The sequence below is a fragment of the Nostoc sp. genome (assembly GCF_036917755.1).
Lineage (GTDB): Bacteria > Cyanobacteriota > Cyanobacteriia > Cyanobacteriales > Nostocaceae > Nostoc.
In genome coordinates this window covers 12,620-29,689 of record NZ_JBALFC010000006.1, presented here as the reverse complement: position 1 = coordinate 29,689, position 17,070 = coordinate 12,620, and the positions used below count along the sequence as shown (strand labels likewise).

17 protein-coding genes and 1 tRNA gene are annotated in these 17,070 nt (G+C 42.4%); 9 read left to right on the top strand and 9 right to left on the bottom strand.

Features of this window, described 5'->3' with window-relative positions:
* Nucleotides 1-361: 361 nt before the first annotated feature.
* Both V7L05_RS01855 and V7L05_RS01850 read right to left on the bottom strand, forming a co-directional pair.
* Nucleotides 362-991, bottom strand: a complete 630-nt coding sequence (locus tag V7L05_RS01855; RefSeq protein WP_335161277.1) for a chorismate lyase — start codon at nt 989-991, stop codon at nt 362-364.
* A gap of 282 nt (nt 992-1,273) precedes the next feature.
* Nucleotides 1,274-1,354 (bottom strand) — tRNA-Leu (locus V7L05_RS01850).
* A gap of 409 nt (nt 1,355-1,763) precedes the next feature.
* Here V7L05_RS01850 and accC point away from each other — a divergent pair.
* Entirely contained in the window at nt 1,764-3,107 is a 1,344-nt protein-coding gene (accC, locus tag V7L05_RS01845; protein ID WP_334943847.1) for an acetyl-CoA carboxylase biotin carboxylase subunit, read from the top strand.
* Nucleotides 3,108-3,237: 130 nt separating this feature from the next.
* On the opposite strand, the gene V7L05_RS01840 is transcribed toward accC, so the two are convergent.
* Nucleotides 3,238-3,531: a YggT family protein gene (locus tag V7L05_RS01840; protein WP_335161275.1), complete on the bottom strand. Its 294-nt coding sequence runs from the start codon at nt 3,529-3,531 to the stop codon at nt 3,238-3,240.
* 162 nt (nt 3,532-3,693) lie between these two features.
* Between V7L05_RS01840 and V7L05_RS01835 the strand changes: the two genes are divergently transcribed.
* From V7L05_RS01835 to V7L05_RS01815, 5 genes are all read left to right on the top strand, one after another.
* Nucleotides 3,694-3,876: a hypothetical protein gene (locus V7L05_RS01835; RefSeq protein WP_335161273.1), complete on the top strand. Its 183-nt coding sequence runs from the start codon at nt 3,694-3,696 to the stop codon at nt 3,874-3,876.
* 26 nt (nt 3,877-3,902) lie between these two features.
* Nucleotides 3,903-4,022, top strand: coding sequence for a photosystem II reaction center X protein (gene psbX, locus V7L05_RS01830; RefSeq protein ID WP_292763886.1), 120 nt, complete (start codon nt 3,903-3,905; stop codon nt 4,020-4,022).
* 245 nt (nt 4,023-4,267) lie between these two features.
* Nucleotides 4,268-5,185, top strand: a complete 918-nt coding sequence (locus V7L05_RS01825; protein WP_335161271.1) for a Ycf66 family protein — start codon at nt 4,268-4,270, stop codon at nt 5,183-5,185.
* A 47-nt stretch (nt 5,186-5,232) separates the two neighbouring features.
* Complete coding sequence (locus tag V7L05_RS01820) at nt 5,233-5,793, top strand: TolB family protein (RefSeq protein WP_334943853.1); 561 nt, start codon at nt 5,233-5,235, stop codon at nt 5,791-5,793.
* 88 nt (nt 5,794-5,881) lie between these two features.
* A complete protein-coding gene (locus V7L05_RS01815) occupies nt 5,882-6,406 on the top strand; it encodes a TolB family protein (RefSeq protein ID WP_335161307.1) in 525 nt (174 codons plus the stop codon).
* A 133-nt stretch (nt 6,407-6,539) separates the two neighbouring features.
* On the opposite strand, the gene V7L05_RS01810 is transcribed toward V7L05_RS01815, so the two are convergent.
* Nucleotides 6,540-7,547, bottom strand: a complete 1,008-nt coding sequence (locus V7L05_RS01810) for a succinate dehydrogenase/fumarate reductase iron-sulfur subunit (protein WP_335161305.1) — start codon at nt 7,545-7,547, stop codon at nt 6,540-6,542.
* A gap of 1,459 nt (nt 7,548-9,006) precedes the next feature.
* On the opposite strand from V7L05_RS01810, the gene V7L05_RS01805 reads away from it, so the two are divergent.
* From V7L05_RS01805 to V7L05_RS01795, 3 genes are all read left to right on the top strand, one after another.
* Nucleotides 9,007-9,444: an AbrB family transcriptional regulator gene (locus tag V7L05_RS01805; RefSeq protein WP_273766880.1), complete on the top strand. Its 438-nt coding sequence runs from the start codon at nt 9,007-9,009 to the stop codon at nt 9,442-9,444.
* Between the two features lie 185 nt (nt 9,445-9,629).
* Complete coding sequence (locus V7L05_RS01800) at nt 9,630-10,499, top strand: CPBP family intramembrane glutamic endopeptidase (protein ID WP_335161269.1); 870 nt, start codon at nt 9,630-9,632, stop codon at nt 10,497-10,499.
* A 106-nt stretch (nt 10,500-10,605) separates the two neighbouring features.
* Nucleotides 10,606-11,226 (top strand): hypothetical protein, encoded by a 621-nt coding sequence (locus V7L05_RS01795; RefSeq protein WP_335161267.1) that lies wholly within the window; start codon nt 10,606-10,608, stop codon nt 11,224-11,226.
* 60 nt (nt 11,227-11,286) lie between these two features.
* Here V7L05_RS01795 and V7L05_RS01790 read toward each other — a convergent pair whose 3' ends face one another.
* From V7L05_RS01790 to V7L05_RS01770, 5 genes are all read right to left on the bottom strand, one after another.
* Complete coding sequence (locus tag V7L05_RS01790) at nt 11,287-11,514, bottom strand: hypothetical protein (RefSeq protein WP_335161265.1); 228 nt, start codon at nt 11,512-11,514, stop codon at nt 11,287-11,289.
* A gap of 207 nt (nt 11,515-11,721) precedes the next feature.
* Nucleotides 11,722-12,405 (bottom strand): Crp/Fnr family transcriptional regulator, encoded by a 684-nt coding sequence (locus V7L05_RS01785; protein ID WP_335161263.1) that lies wholly within the window; start codon nt 12,403-12,405, stop codon nt 11,722-11,724.
* A 201-nt stretch (nt 12,406-12,606) separates the two neighbouring features.
* Entirely contained in the window at nt 12,607-13,860 is a 1,254-nt protein-coding gene (locus tag V7L05_RS01780; RefSeq protein WP_335161261.1) for a pilus assembly protein PilB, read from the bottom strand.
* A 288-nt stretch (nt 13,861-14,148) separates the two neighbouring features.
* Complete coding sequence (locus V7L05_RS01775; protein ID WP_335161259.1) at nt 14,149-15,336, bottom strand: HetZ-related protein 2; 1,188 nt, start codon at nt 15,334-15,336, stop codon at nt 14,149-14,151.
* 1,316 nt (nt 15,337-16,652) lie between these two features.
* Nucleotides 16,653-17,003, bottom strand: coding sequence for a carbon dioxide-concentrating mechanism protein CcmK (locus tag V7L05_RS01770; RefSeq protein ID WP_334803320.1), 351 nt, complete (start codon nt 17,001-17,003; stop codon nt 16,653-16,655).
* Nucleotides 17,004-17,070 lie beyond the last annotated feature (67 nt).

The following is a 17,070-nucleotide window of genomic DNA, read 5'->3' as shown; positions in this document are numbered from 1 at the left end:
GATATAACTAACTTAGGCATTGCTGCAAGTCATCAGCAACTCACACTAACTTCTATTTACATAACTTCCATCTGTTGTATTGACTTTATCTAACCTAGATAAATTCAGTATCCGGGATTTCGCATGGATTACCAATCTTACAAATCAGATATGTTGCTGAATTATCATTTTTCGGAATTTGTATCATTTTGATGCAAAACGGTTGTTATTTTTGCTGAGTAGGAACTGGTAATTTTTGATTAAAAATTAATTGAATTTTTAATTGGAGCGGACTTTTTTAAACAAGCATATTATGTGCAGCGTCTCGTAGAGAAGCGGTACTAGGCTGCTGCTAAAAACACGTTTGAATTTTTCAATGGTATTATCCCTCAGCATTAACAGCACTCAGCTGCATAGGCCCCAAATATTTGGTTAAATAAGGCGAAAAAACTTCATAAATTAAAGTCAGTGGCTCTCCATGATGCCAAAACAAGTAGTGGCGACCCCAAAAAGGCCCAGTTAGATCAAAACCAGACTCTAGCGCCGATGAGTCACCGTAGTAAATTCCTCGAACATCCCGATATAACTCTGTGCGAAGACGAGCTAAACTTGCCCAAATTGGTAATGAACGATTTTGCAAATACTCATCTACATGACTGGCTTCCCACCACGAAGTAGCATAAGCTAATCGTTGGCCAGAAGCAGTACGCAGCCACACTTGTCGGCGTAGTCGCGGCCCTGGAACAGATTGGATTAACTCAGGAGCAACATCCAAGTCCATGCCAATTAATGACATATCAATCACATCTACTTCTACAGCCTCACCTGTAAGCAATTCTAGATGACGTGTTGGAGAGCCGTCACCCAAAAGCATTAGCTGCCAAGCAGGTGCTAGCTGAGTGTGAGGTAAACTTTGTTGAATTATTTCCTCCCCTCCTTGCCAAATCGGAGTGAGGCGATGCCAAGCTGCTGGCAGTGCTAAGTTGTTTGTCGGCGTAAAAGTAATACTCAATGCTTTTTACAAAACTTCATCTATTTCTATAAAAGCATAAAAAACTAGTACTTTAGCAAGGCAACTTTGCTGAGTAGGGAGCGGGGAGTAGAGAAAGGTTTTTTCCTTTTGTCAAATTTTCTAGGTACGTAGTAGGCACTTCAGCGCTTTAGATAAGGACTAAAGTCCTTACTACAAACTTATTGCCTTGAGGGAGTACTAGAGCTATACCTAGATTTAAGGGTCAATAGTCTAAGGTTTTTTGACCCTTGACTATTGACCCTATGACTAAACAAGCAAAAATGCGGATGGCGAGACTCGAACTCGCAAGGCAAAGCCACACGCACCTCAAGCGTGCGCGTATACCAATTCCGCCACATCCGCATGGTTTCTCTAAATATAGACTATAGCATAAGAAAATAATTATAGTAAGGTGATATCTAAATTCAGTTGCTCAAAAATATAAATTTTCTCAAGGCGGTATCAGACTGACAGAAATCTAGCAGGGGCACAAGTGATATTAAAAAGGGTAGAGCTAGTGTGTTTGGCAGGGTGCGATGGCTACGACGGGCTGTTCGGTGACGCAAAAACCCAATTTCGTAAGCTAGCCAAGACTTACAGCAGCAATGTTGTTAGTGTAGTAAGACTGTAGAGGCAGCAACCTGCAATCTGAAGTTTGCTTAGAATCAGGGTGGCGAATCTCCTGTGATAATTTGAAAGAGTGCGAAAGCGTCGTTTCAAGTTGGATCAGAGAAAATGTCAATCTACTGGTTAATGATATCGAAACTAAAAAATGAAGTTTGACAAAATATTAATTGCCAATCGGGGAGAAATCGCGCTTCGCATTCTCCGCGCCTGTGAAGAAATGGGGATTGCGACAGTTGCGGTTCACTCCACCGTTGACCGTAATGCTCTGCACGTCCAACTTGCTGATGAAGCGGTTTGCATTGGCGAACCTGCTAGCAGTAAAAGTTATTTGAATATTCCCAATATTATTGCTGCCGCACTGACGCGCAATGCGACTGCCATTCATCCCGGCTATGGCTTTTTGGCAGAAAATGCTCGGTTTGCGGAAATCTGTGCCGACCATCATATTGCTTTTATCGGCCCAACTCCAGAAGCTATGAGGCGGATGGGGGATAAATCCACTGCCAAAGAAACCATGCAAAAAGCTGGAGTCCCGACGGTACCAGGTAGTGAGGGGTTGGTAGAATCCGAGGAAGAAGGATTAAGATTTGCTAAGGATATCGGCTATCCAGTAATGATCAAAGCCACAGCCGGTGGCGGTGGACGGGGTATGCGCCTAGTTCGTTCTGAAGATGAATTTGTGAAACTTTTCCTGGCGGCCCAAGGGGAAGCAGGAGCAGCTTTTGGGAATTCTGGCGTTTACATAGAAAAATTTATTGAACGTCCCCGCCACATCGAATTTCAAATTTTGGCGGATAACTACGGTAATGTTATCCACTTGGGCGAACGGGATTGCTCAATTCAGCGCCGGAATCAAAAGCTACTGGAAGAAGCACCAAGTCCGGCTCTCGACCAAGACTTGCGTGAGAAAATGGGACAAGCTGCTGTCAAAGCTGCCCAGTTCATTAACTATACTGGGGCGGGTACTATCGAGTTTCTCTTGGATAGATCGGGTAAATTCTACTTTATGGAAATGAACACCCGGATTCAAGTAGAACATCCTGTAACAGAGATGATTACTGGGATAGACTTGGTTGCCGAACAAATTCGGATTGCCCAAGGGGAAAGACTTAAGCTTACCCAAGATGAAGTAGTATTACGGGGTCATGCGATCGAATGCCGGATCAACGCCGAAGACCCCGATCATGACTTTCGCCCATCTCCTGGACGAATCAGTGGCTATCTTCCCCCTGGAGGGCCTGGTGTTCGGATTGATTCCCACGTTTACACAGATTACCAAATCCCGCCTTACTACGATTCATTGATCGGCAAGTTAATTGTTTGGGCACCAGACCGACCCACTGCTATTAACCGCATGAAACGCGCACTGCGGGAATGTGCCATTACTGGACTACCCACCACCATCGGGTTTCATCAAAAAATTATGGAAAATCCCCAGTTTTTGCAGGGTAATGTCTATACAAATTTTGTGCAGGAAATGAACGGTTAGGGGAGTGGGGAGTGGGGAGTGGGGAGTGGGGAGATGAGGGAGATGGGGTGTAACCAATGCCCAATGCCCCATGCCCAATGCCCCATGCCCAATGCCCAATGCCCCATGCCCCATCCCTAATGCCCCATCCCTAATTAACACGAGATAGCATAGTCAGCAATCCTTGCTGACCTAGCAGGATTTCTCGCAGCAGGCTGAAGATACCAACCCAAATAATCGGTGTAATGTCCACCCCGCCTATAGGTTGGACTAACTTTCGCAAGGGGATTAAAAATGGTTCAGTGGGCCAAGCTATGAAATTAAAGGGCAAACGATTCAAATCCACTTGCGGATACCAAGTGAGAATGATGCGGAATATAAATAAAAACGTCATCAGCCCTAACACAGGACCCAGAATCCAAGCAGTCAGGTCAACACCAGTCATCGATTTCAGCTACTATCTATCTGTAAAGAAAGAACTTAAGCGATCGCCAGAAAATTTTAAGCTTTGTAAAGCACTCTCATTATAATTTTATTTCAATCCCTAATAGGAATTAACACAGAACCGCCGTCGCCCCCGAATGGTAAGACCCTCATCGGTATTGAGTTGATTATACACTGCTTGCTTCGGCTGGTTGTCTATAACCACAAGCTGCCTCCTGCTGGCATTGATCAAAAAGCAAACACGCTGATGCGGTTAACTCAACAACCGGTGAAAGCAGTTACCAAGTTTGGTAGTTCAGTGTTAGAGGCTTCTCAAGAAAGTAATACACTATTAAAATTAGGATGAAGTGTGTAAAAAAAAGGTTGAGAAGTATGACGCCTTCTTTAGCAAATTTTCTTTGGAGTTTGGCTTGGGGTAGTGCAATTGTTGTGATCCCCGTTACAGTTGGTCTAATTTTCATTAGCCAGAAAGATAAAATTCAGCGTTCATAATGCTTATGAGAGTCAATTCGACTCTCACAACCGATTGTCTGTCAGGTATTTATAATTGCACCAAAAGCAGCAGTGTTTGCCGCTATAAGCAGTTGTAGCTGGCAGACATAGGTTTTTTTATTTTTCGGTGAACAGCTTCAGAGCTTCTTTGCCAGAGGCTTTGAAGCTTCAATATATCGTGACTAATTAGAGTAGTGATTTTAATTGTGACTCGCTAACATAGATTTGATATTGGGAAAACAGCAATGATAAATTTTGGGCTGAACTCAGCCAGTTTTCTGGCTCAGGTTAATTTTGGGGCAAACTCAGCCAGTATTCTAGGAATTTTCCTGGCTGTGGCTGGGGCAGCACTGTATTTTCTCCGCACTGTGCGTCCAGAATTGTCACGGGATCAAGATATCTTTTTTGCGGCAGTCGGCTTGCTCTGCGGCTTTATTCTCGTCTTTCAAGGATGGCGGCTAGACCCAATTCTACAATTTGGTCAACTGCTTTTAGTCGGTACAACTGTGTTTTTTGCAGTTGAAAGTATTCGCCTACGGAGTATAGCTACCCAGCAAGCAAAGCGCAATACTCCGATTGTGGATGATGAGCGAGAGGTAAGCGGAAATTATTCAATGAACCGCAATCGCAAGAAGTATGGAGCTCAGATGGAGGCAGACTTAGATCCACTGCCTTATGAAGACGAGGAAGAACGCCCCTCGCGTCCCCGGATTCGCGGTAGCAGGGATGAGATTTCAACTCGTGATGACTACTACGAGGAGCAACCCCCCCGTCGTACAGAACGCCGTAATAGCAGCAGTAGCGAAAGACAGGCTCCAGCTGATAGAACGCGTCGAGGTAATTCTGGGCGTCCTGTGAATCGTCCTTCTGAAAGCTTTGAAGAAGAGAATTGGGGTTCTTCATCTAGGGAAGTTGATGATTGGGAAAGTTCGAGTGGGGAAGTCAGAAAACCTTCTCGCCGCAGTAATAACAGACCGCAGCAACCAGAAAATCGTGAAGATGATGTTGCTCCCAGACCAAGAAGGCGTCGTCCACCCACTGACTCAACTTCTCGAAGAGGGCGCGAAGATGATGACGCCATACCAACTGATTATGTGCCATACAACCCAATTGAAAAGCCAAATGAGGAGCCAGATAATTTGACTGATTATGACGATGTTTAAAACAGTTGGCGTGGAAGTAGATTTAGAGGCGACGGAAAACAGTTGAGGTGGAAAAATTTACGCCTACATTTTGGCTCCAAAGACCAATTCATTGGAGCCTAGTTTTTGGTTTAACAAGTTTGCTTGTATCTTGTGGTTCTAATGATATTCCCATAGGGCCTACTTCCCTCAACAGTCGCTACACCGAGGAGCAACCTGCTTTGAGTGGAAATGGGCGCTTTTTAGCGTTTGTATCTAATCGCAATGGTAATCAGCAGTTACTAGTGTACGATTTGGAGAGGCAACTGTTTATTAGCACACCGGGGATAAACCGACAGGAAACAATTGCCGAAAGTCCTAGTTTGAGCTACACAGGACGTTACATTTCTTATCTTACTAGCGACCAAGGTAGACCAGTGGTGGCGCTTTACGATCGCGCTACGCAACAGTCACAAATCGTCACACCAATCTATCGCGGCTGGGTCAGAAAACCAAATATCAGCCCAGATGGACGCTATATTGTTTTTGAAACCGCCAGCCGTGGTCAGTGGGATATTGAAGTCCTAGACCGGGGACCAAATATTGAGTTAGATATTCCTAATGGTGCAACTGTAGGTTCACCTCCGTAGGGGAGATGAGGAGGATGAGGAGGATGAGGGAGATGAGGGAGATGAATTAATAACCAATGCCCAATGCCCAATGCCCAATGCCCAATATATGAAACGTGTTTTTTTTATACCTGTATTTTTTTGCTTAAGTTTATTGACTGGGTGTTTTGGCTACCCTCGTATTTTGAATTATCCCTTTGATCCGGGGGGTCGCAGTCTCAATAGTTTAGCGTCGGAATTAGACCCCCAAATTTCTGGGAGATACATTGTTTTTATTACTGACCGACGGGGTAGCCAAGATGTTTATATGTTTGATACGGTGACTCGTGACTTGGTTGATTTGCCAGGTTTAAACTCCTTTGATGCGATCGCAACTCATCCTAGCGTTTCACAAGATGGCCGTTATATTGTGTTTGGTGCTAGTCGTCAGGGGCGATCGGCTATTTTTTTCTATGACCGGGAAACACGCCAATCACGGAATTTGACTAATAACCTACAAGCGGAAGTCCGCAACCCGACAATTAGCGCTGATGGTAGTAGAATTGCTTTTGAATCTAGTAACAACGGGCAGTGGGATATTTTAGTATATGACCGGAATGGACAGCCGTTGAATATACCTCAAGAACCGCGTTGAAAAAATGGGGAATGGGGAGTGGGGAGTGGGGAGTGGTGAAAGAAAATCCTCTACTCCATACTCCCTACTTGCTGAAGAATTCCCCGTGCTTGCTGAGTATGGGGAAATAAAATCATCCCCTACTCCCTATTCCCTACTCCCTACTCCCCATTTCTTGTTGCACAGATTCAATGAGCGATCGCACTTGTTGGGTCCCCTCAGAAGCTTCAAATGACAGGGGAAACTTACCCCGGAGGATCATTCGCAAACCGAGGGGTGCAAGACTGAGTAATCCTTTTAAATCCCGAAAATAATTACCGACTACTTGTAAACCAAATTGACGTTCATCAATCCAACCACCTTCTTTAACTAAATCCACCAACACTTTTCGGTGACGAATTGAGCGACTATCGCTGTCTTGTTTCTGGGTGAGAATTTCTTGTTTAATTTTGGTGATTTGTTCTAATGGTGCAACTTCCATTGGACAAACTGAATCGCAGTACAAACAACGGGTGCAACCCCATACGCCTTTAGTGCCTTCGTTATAGCTTTCTAAACGATTTTCGGTATCACTATCGCGGGAGTCTGCTACCATGCGGTAAGCTTTGGCAAGGGCATGGGGGCCTACAAAGTCTGGATTAACTTCACGGGCATTGCATTCAGAGTAACAAGCACCGCACATAATACAGTTGCCAGTTTGATCGAGGCGCGATCGCTCTTGTGGTGTTTGCAAAAACTCTCTTTCTGGTACTTGTCGTGCTGCCGTACTCACATAAGGAGCAACTGCTTCTAGATTATTCCAGAAACTGCTCATATCTACAACCAAATCTTTAATCACGGGCATATTGCCCAGAGGTGCGATCGTGATTTCGCCAATGGCATTTACTTTACTTTCGGATGATGCTATTTGTTGTAATCTGGCAAGTTCACTACCAACATTTTCCTTACAAGCTAAAGCCGAACGCCCATTAATTCGCATAGCACAGCTACCACAAATGGTATTGCGGCAATTTTTGCGAAACGCCAAGGTTCCATCTTGCTCCCACTTAATATGATTGAGGCAATCCAGGATGGTATTACCTGGTTCTGCTTCTACAAGGTAGGTTTGCACAATCGGGGAGGAATTTTGTTGCTGTCGAATCACCTTAAAAATAACTTCCATGACCACTAACCAAAATTTTAAAATTGCTTCACCAGGCTCAACAATCATCAGTCAAGGCAGGTAGTTGCGAAAAGTGAGCTATGCTTTTTTTGCCCTTAATTCAAATCCTGGTGTTAACAGGCTGACGAGGAAAGAGCGACTGATTCTAGTTTAAGGATAACCATTAAAATTTTACTTATAGCAGCGCTGTCAGCAAGATTTGTGCCAAATTCTGAGTTAAAACGCCAAAAATGTCATCGCAGCTTTGCATTGAATTTCGCTGTTTGGGAATGTAAAGGAAAGGGAGTTTGCTCAGAAAGGCACTTAGGTTTATCTTTACCCTAGCGATCATATCCAAATTAAATGCATATCAGGTTAGCGACACGTCTTGATGTCAACTTGAGTCAAGCAGTCCTGGCTGGAAAATTCCGTCAAGTGGTAGCTTCATCTGAATTTTTTGATTATATAGAAGTGTAAAAGCACATATTCAATATATAGTAGTGGCAATCAAGCGGTAAGCAGATGTTAAGATATTTATTCTTCCCATAGACAGACGTACAAAATTCTCTGACCGCTTTTGAGCTTACAGTAATAAACCGAGGAAAAATCCTCACCAGTTTCAAATATAAGTTCTTGCACCGGGAATCCATGATCCGCGAGACTTTTAGATTTTTGCTGACTTTCAATCAAGAAAATCTTGGATTTAACTCATTGGTCAAAACTACTCGTCTATATTAGATAAGTTTTTATAAAAGCCATCGGGCAATACTCACGCTTGCAATAAAGGGTTACAAAAATCCCCAAGCTTTAAGTCCAGGAATTTAAATAAAAATTTACCAGCAACTTTAATTCAAAATTAAACAACTATTTTGCTATTATTAGTCCATGCTAGTATTTAATATAAAATTAGGAAGTCACAAAACCAGAATCAATAGCCGCATAAGCGCGGCTACTACTGCTTTGTTGATTCGTAATGTAGAGACAAGAAAATTCGCGTCTCTACTGGCAGGACAAAAGGGCATAAGCCCGTAGGACTCTATTGAAATACTATGCTGTCCTAAGCTTGAGAGGACGAGTAGAGAAAACTCTACTTGCTCATTGGCCAGAAGGGCAAGCACTGAAAGTGAAAAACCTGCAATTTATTGGTTCTAAGACTTATTTGTAGTAGAACCAACCCAATTTGTTAAGGTGGCTGAAAGTTACACCGCTACAGTAGCGCCAAAAGAGAAAACAATTTCATTTCTAATGGCGAATAATGGTTAAAAGTGCCGTAAAATCAGCAAAATTAATGTCTGTGGCAACTCTGACCTCTAATTTGTTGTGGACGACCATATATAGAAGTGCTTTTGGCTCCTATCAGCAGGAATTCACCCGTTACACTAGAGTCCTCAGTAGCTCTATGCAAATGCTAAAAAGTCAAATGCTGGCATGAGAGTACATCGTTTATCAGTTTGGAGAGATTAAGGAAAATTTGAGCATAATGACTGAAACTGCAACCGCGCCATTAACCGGAAAAGCACTACTTGCTAAAGTAAAAGAACTTTCCACTTTACCGCGCCGAGAAAGAGCTAAACAGTGCGGCTATTACACTGTTACTAAGAATAACCAGGTTCGTGTCAATCTCACCGATTTTTATGACGCTTTGCTATCGGCTAGAGGAATTCCTCTAAGTCCAGAAGCACCTAAAGATGGTCGTGGTCGTGAACCGACATATCGCGTTAGTGTCCATCAAAATGGTCAGATTGTGATTGGTGCCACATATACCAAAGCAATGGGCTTAAAACCTGGAGATGAGTTTGAAATTAGGTTGGGTTACAAGCATATTCACTTGATTCAACTCGGTGAAACCGATAAAAAACTAACCTCACAAGATGTAGACTCCGACGAATCAGACGAAGATTTGGAAGACGAAGAGTAAATTTGCTGATGGTAGGGATAAGTTTCAGGTGATGATAACTTGTCCTTACCCCGACAGCAAACTAGTAGCTCTATTTAGAAAATTTTGTCTTAGGTAAAAAATACGATTAGACCCCTTGCAGGAGTCACCAAATTTAGTAGAGTCTTGATTAATCAGCAAGAAATCTATAGTGCAAGAAGTCTATCGTGTTTTTTTTGTTTATTTTGATAACTTTCTTTGAGCCTTCAGTCAACATCCTACTGGTATTTATGGTAAATGCACCACCACTAGTTATAGTGATGGCATTTTTTATTGGCTGGATAATTTGCTGGTTGCCACTAGCAGCAGTATCAGCAATATTGCTCAATTGGCAACCTCCTAAACCTTTGCAGCCAGAGCAAAAGATGCCGTTATTGGCGTCACTCTACCTATTAGCTCCCCTGATTCTATGGGGAGTTAGTTGGCTGACCAATAAATCTTTTTCGGATTACGGCTTTGTTGGGAATCTTTCAACTCTTAGTTCTTTAGCACTAGGTTTCGGTTTGGGAGTGGTGAGCCTAGCTATTGTATTTAGTGGGCAATTTGGGTTAGGTTGGTGTTGTTTTGAAAAGACGAATTTCAAGTTAGTACTACCCATCTTGCTACCGATTTTCTTGATAGCGTTATTAGTCGGTGGCATAGAAGAGTTAGTTTTTCGCGGTTTCCTGTTCACTGAATTAGCGCAGGATTATCCAATTTGGGTAGCAGCCGCAATTTCTAGCTTGATTTTTGCCTTGCTACACCTAGTTTGGGAGCAACGCGAAACGGCACCGCAACTCCCTGGATTGTGGCTGATGGGAATGGTGCTGGTGTTGGCACGCTTTGCTGCGAACGGCAATTTGGGTTTAGCTTGGGGACTGCATGCGGGATGGGTATGGGCGATCGCTACCATAGATACAGCCGAACTAATTACTTACACTGGTAAAGTCTCTGACTGGTTCACAGGTAAGAATAAAAAACCTCTAGCTGGTTTGGCGGGAATTATTTGTGTATTGGGAACTGGAGTGATTATCTGGGTTTTCTCTAGGTATTTTTAATTTCGCGTTCAGGCGGAATATTTGAGAGGCGAACCTGCTAACGAAGCAATATCTTGCAAAGACGGGGAAGCCATGCACAATTAAGATAGAACTGGAGCAGAAGTCTATGGCATACACTGATTTTAGTCTCGCTAAAGTAAGAAATGCGTTTGGCTTAACTCTGGAAGAGACACGTAATCTGTTTCTGACTGTAGAGGGTGTCCAGCCATCTGACTTGCTAAAGCGGTTGCTGGATGAGAACCTAACTTTAGCAACTGCCATTAACAGCGAAAAAGCCCGCTCTGAGTTCTTAATCGCTCCGATTCTGTCTGAGGTAAGGCGACAGTTAGATTATCAGATCAGCTTATTTTCAGGTACAGAATTCAATGTTGATCCTGCTCAAGGACTTTCAGGTTTTTGTGACTTCATCCTCAGTGCATCTGGTGAACAGTATTTTATCAGCGCTCCCATAGTCACTGTTGTAGAGGCCAAAAATGAGAATATCATCGCCGGATTGGGGCAATGTGCAGCCACAATGATTGCTGCTCAGATATTTAATCAAAGAGCAGGTAATGAGATTCCAGTCATCTATGGAGCAGTGACAAGTGGAACCGCTTGGAAATTCTTAACTTTAGAACAGAATACTGTTTGCATTGACTCAATTGAATATTATGTTAATTCCGTCGATAAGATTCTGGGAATTATATTGCAGACCTTTGAAAGTTCCTTGTCTAAAACCCTAGTATAGAGAAATGGTAAGTGGATAGGCATAAATAAAGTGAAAATAGGGCGGGCAGGATGATTGGTGTCAAGTTAAAGCCTCAGCCCAAATGTCAAGCGACCTTGCGGCATTGCGTCGGTGTCGTCTCAGAACAGCTTTAACCAAGCCCATAGAAGGCTGATGCTGTAGTAACCAAGGAATATGCTCAAACAGCTTGATAAACAGGTGTGCTGGCAAGCTCTCTAGGCGTTGAAATCGGACTTGCCGACTCACAGACATCCCTATTCTCAACACCATTGTGTTAAGTTTAACCATTGAGTTTTACGCACTTGGCAAGTTTCTATTTTTCTTAACTTGACACCAATGGCTTTTTGGCACACCCCACAATCATATTGAAAAAAATATTAGTGCAAATTAAAAGCGCAGCAGCTTACCTACACCTCTAATAAACAAGTCAACCCAAGTGTATTGTCGGTTGACCTACTTAATACCAAAATTTGTATCGCTGAATGAATAAAGCAATCACACTTTGCCAGCTAAGTTCATCAACTGTTTGAAGTTCACAAGATAAATGATGTTGTTAGCGCTGTCAATTTTGATCCACCCTTTCTCATGCAGCTTTTCCATAATTTTGGTAGTTTCTTCAACGCCTATTTCTGTAACCTCGGCTAAATCTTTGAACGGAATATTAAAAATTTCCTTCCCCAAATTGGATTCCTGACCATAACTTTCGCCTAAAGTCACTAGGGTATGGGCAAGTTTGACTGCTGGTGGTGAAGACCGCATTTGTAAGCGCACGTTAATTTGTCGCAATCGCCGCACCATCAGTTGCAACATCCGGTGATGTAATTGCGGGTCTTTAAACAATATTTGAATAAAACGCTCTCTGGATATGCTAATCAACTTCACGGGTGAAAGGGCAATAACATCGGTTGAACGTGGAGATTCATCCAAAATTGCCATTTCTCCAAAAAAATCGCCCCGGCCAAAAATTGCCAGAGCTACTGAATCTTCCGCGACGGTTCGCCGGACTTTGACCCAACCAGATACCACGAAGTAAACGGCGTTACCCCAGGCATCTTCCATCACAACAGCTCGCCCAGATGGGTATTCATGTTCAATTGCAACGTTGAGTAGCCATTCCAAAGTCTGGGGAGTGGCTGTACTCATTAAGGGGAAAAGTTCACTAAAAACCTCAGTTAACATGAAATATTTGCAAGAAATGGATTTAAGAGCGGGAAACTAACTTTGCTACTATAAGTTTGTTTAAACCGTAATCTTACTCAGAATACGATCGCAAAATTTGTATTTATTGGAGATGAACCTCTAGGTTGATCGGTCTGAGGTTCCATTAAAACATAACAATTATGTATGCGATCGCAATCAGCGTTTTCACTGACAGATCGATCATTTGCTGTTTGTTAGTGGATTGCTTTCCAGTCCTAGTATTTTGATCTGTTGGTCTAAATTTTTCACTAGTTGATTCAGGGCAAGCAAAGCCTCTGATTGCTGAGAGTCAAGGCTGGGATTCAGTAAAAGCCGTTCTTGTAGTTCATACAACTTGAAGCTTAGTTGCTGAGAAATTCCTAAGGCATCACGGCTCAAACGCACCAACTGTTGTTGTTGATAGAACTTTAATGCTGCTCCCCTCAACACTTGGAGTGTTGCCTCTTCGCCGTAGTTTCCCGGCATGACTCGCAAGCGTAACAATAAGCGGTTCTTTTGATATACGTATTCCTTCTCTACCTGTTTTGGTTCTGCAACCGTGGTTAGAGGCAGGGAAGCAAACCGCTTTAATTCATTCAGTACTCCTTGGAAAAGAGAGAGCGGCAGTTTGTCTAATACAGACTGCAAGACTCCATTATCACTCCACAATATCCTGCCTTTATAAGCTTGTCTTTCTAAATACAGCCGACCAATTCCCCCAGCCAGAATTCGCCCTAGCAATTCTTCTAGTAATTTCTTGGGTGGTAGTGTTGGTAGCACTTCAATCGGACTAAATTGTTCGGGAACTTGTGTAGACAAAATAGGTAAATTCTTTGGTGCTGTTGCTTCAGAAGTCTCTCCCTCTTGACCTGTGGAAATAGGTGTCAAGAACGTCGTAGTTTGAGATAATTTATCTAGCTTTGGGATCGGAGGCAAGTCTACGTGCTGCCAAGAATGTTGACGCTTTTGTGTCTGAAACACCATCAATATTGGTTGCTGATTTGATTCCGAGTCGGCATCTAGGGAGCGAATAGGTTTGTCAGTAATGGTAGCTGCGCTATTTGTTGGGGAAAAGTCCGTTCTTCGCTGATGCACAAGTTTTGCATCTAGCTGAGATGTATTCTTATGGTTGAGGTAGGCTGAGAGTATTCGGCGGTGAGCGTCGGCTGCGATCGCCTCAGTTATTGTTGTGCAATTGATATAAGACAAGATGCGACTAGCGTAATCTAGTGCCTCGCTGTCTTGTAGATGAACCATACCTAGCAAGAGGTTGTTGTCTTCTAATTCAAAAGGCAGAATCTGATGGTAGAGGCAAGCTTCAAAAGACAAAAGATTATCAATCAGCTGGAATATTTGCTTACGAATGTCTACTCGCTCCCAGTGGCTTTGTGTAGCAGTTAGCACTTCCTGTCTATTTACTGCGGTATCTGTTAGTTTGCCTTTTGAAGACAACATAGGTTTGATTTGCTTAGTGTTTGCTCGTATACTATCTTTCCTTTAATTTAATTTAGTAAGTATTTAATCAAGATCCTTTGTTAAATTATTAAAAATTAAATTATCTATACATAAATAGACGTAAGTCAATAATCAATTTTGGATTGTAGTTTAGTGATAATACTGAGTTAGGGATGAGCGGGATGAAGAGGTAGATGGGAAAAACTTGCTATATGCCCCTGCTCCCTGTTTTCTCCATCTCCTACTCTTCCCCACGACCTCAGTAAATCAACTAGATTGCATCACAGTTTACTCCTGAGTTCTTAAAGCTTGGGCTGCAAGATAGACTTTTGTCCATTCGCCTAGCACTTGATGGGTTTTGAATTTTAAGTGTTGGGCTATTGTTTCTATTGAGTTACCTGCTCTCCGCAAATCTAGGATCTGCCGTCCCAGAGGAGTCAATTTTTGATCAAGTTGCTGCCATTGGCTTGGCGTTAACCCCAAGTTATGTTCTTGCAAGGAAATTGAGAGCCAAGCGTCTACGAGTTCTGGTTTACCTTTGAGGGCAAAAACACGTACAGCATGGTAACTGATTTTTTCTCGCAGACGGTATACTTCCTTAGTCTGCTTATTCAGTCTCTGGGCAATATCTTCCTGGGACTTACCTTGGAGATACAGTCGTAGCCATTCTACTGCGTCTGCCCCTAGATATTCTTGTAAATAATTTTCAAATTCTTTTTGTACTGACTGGCGCAGTGCTTGTTGTTCCTCTACTTGTTGTGCTTCTTGATATTCTGCGATCGCCTGACTATCGACTAAGTTAACTCGATTATCATTATTATCTGTGAGAACTTCTTCCGACACCAGTCTAATCAAGTCACCGCTTGGCACTTGGGTTAAGCCACCGCGCTGAGTGCGACGCAAGTAATTCACAAAACGGTAAGCTAATAGGGGTTGATTGCGTACTGGCCGCAGAGAATATTCTTCTACACTGGCAAATAGCAGAGCATCGCCCAATCGTCGATCGGTTGTATATTTGGCAATATCAGCCATTTGCTGTTGCATATGGCTATCGCTTTGCAATAATTCTTGGAGTACTTCTTGTAACACATCGATCACACTGCGCTGGCGATCGCGGCTGAGGGAAACCCAAGTCTGAATCTTATTCCGTAATGTTACTAAACTCCCCAATCGCGTTATCAAGTTGCGATAAGCACGTTCTCGCCCTAGCCCCAAGTAGCGTTGACATAAAATTCTCCAGCGATATTCCATCGCTTGCTTGGCAATATCGAATTCCTTAGCGTTAAATAGATCAAACCGTTTTGAGTCAGATCCAAATAGCCAGAGAATAATGCTTTGCCTAGCAGCTTCATTTTGATCTGGACATTCCGCAGCCAAGCGCTTTTGCCAATCTAGAGCCAGTTGTTCTACATCCTTTGTCATAGTGAGATTGCGTTCCTCGAAACTCAATTTTGAAGTTTGCATCACAACCCCCATTCGTCCCACCTAATTGTTTAACTGGCAACTTCCTCGGATTTCATGAGTCTCATGAAAATAGCTCAGTGATTCCACTTTTATTACGTCTTAATTCACTAAAATTATGCAGAAATTTCTACATTGATGTTTTGCTTTCAATTTTAAAATGCCCCAAATCCATACCTGTAAGGCATTTCGGTCAATTGTGTTAACTTTAACTTTTTGTAAAGTTATGTTATTTAACTGAGAACAGAAATTTACCTAGAGTGGTGACGATACAGTTTTGCACGAAATGGATCAGGGAAATCTGACATTTTGTAACCGAGCCGAGGAACGAATCTAATTTAACTTAATGCCAAAGACGTTATTTCACCCGTATAAGTTTCAACCATCTACAATTACTTACGTAGTAAAATACTTAGTTATATTTAAATACACTTGGTGTTAGTGATATTTTCCCCCGGAAGATGCCGCCAACACTGCGCTGACTCCTCTTAAAAAATGGGCTTAACTCCCTCTTTTTAAGGCTACGGTGTACACACAAGTCCTAAAAACCTAGCTTGATGAGGTTTTTCTCGTTCCCATGCAGAGCATGGGAACGAGAAAACAATTAGGACTTACGCACTGTACAAATTCATCATGATGTGCATCAATCAAAATAGGTTGTTTCAGGCTTTGATTAATTATCCTTGGATCGTAAATAGACCATGCTGTAGGGGAAAAGCCATGCTAAACCCCTACGGAAAATGTGGTTTTTTGCGTTATATATATTTACTCTTTCTTGTCAATGCGTAAGTCCTAACAATGTCTAATCGAGCTTTTTTCGACTTGTGTGTACACCGTAGCCTTTTTAAGGAGGGTTAGGGAGGATTAAGCCTTAACTGAATCGGATTAAGTTAAATTTCGTAATATATTTGAATTTTATTAAATGTATATAGGTAAATTACCGTTTAAGAGGATGTTTAGTAAGTCGTTATATAAAACCTTAAATAAATTCTTGGATAAATACTATCGCTACAGAGTGGAATCAGTTCTAGTATGGCAAATTTCTCCTTTTTAAACTAGCTTCACCCACAACTATGCCTCTAACATTGGCGAGTTATTCTTAAAACTTTTACATTGGTAAAAATGAATAGTCAACAGTCAATATTTACTTTGACTATTGACTGTTGACTGTTGCTTTCCCTCTGCTTCAAAATTCAACTTATGCAAAATTTAAAAACAGAAACAATGCAACCCTCAAAAGCTTTAATAATCAGAAGCCTTACAAAAGACTTCTCTTTGAATTCATGGGGATTCTTGTTTTAAATTTTGAATTACCCCGCAGGAGGTTGACTCTATCTACTGTTGGATGATCTAACAATGGGATTTTCTACAGATTCTCGATACTGTTGGACTTGTTCTGTGTAACCAATTGGCAGAACAGCTTCAACGTTTTCATGGGGACGAGCAATAATCACCCAAGATTCTAGGGTACCGCCATAAACATTTTCTGCGGCTTCAACACCAGCAGCCATAGCGGCTTTTACTTCCGAAACATCGCCACGAATATTAACTGTAAAGCGAGCGCTACCTACTCTGATATAACCAACGAGGGTGACTCGACCAGCTTTTAGCATCGCATCTGCTGCTGCTAGCACCGCAGGAAAACCTTTCGTTTCAAGTGCTCCAACTGCCTGTAATGACATTATTAATCTCCTGTATGAATAAACGATATGGGGGCGACATGTTAATTGTATGAAGCTTCCCTACAGA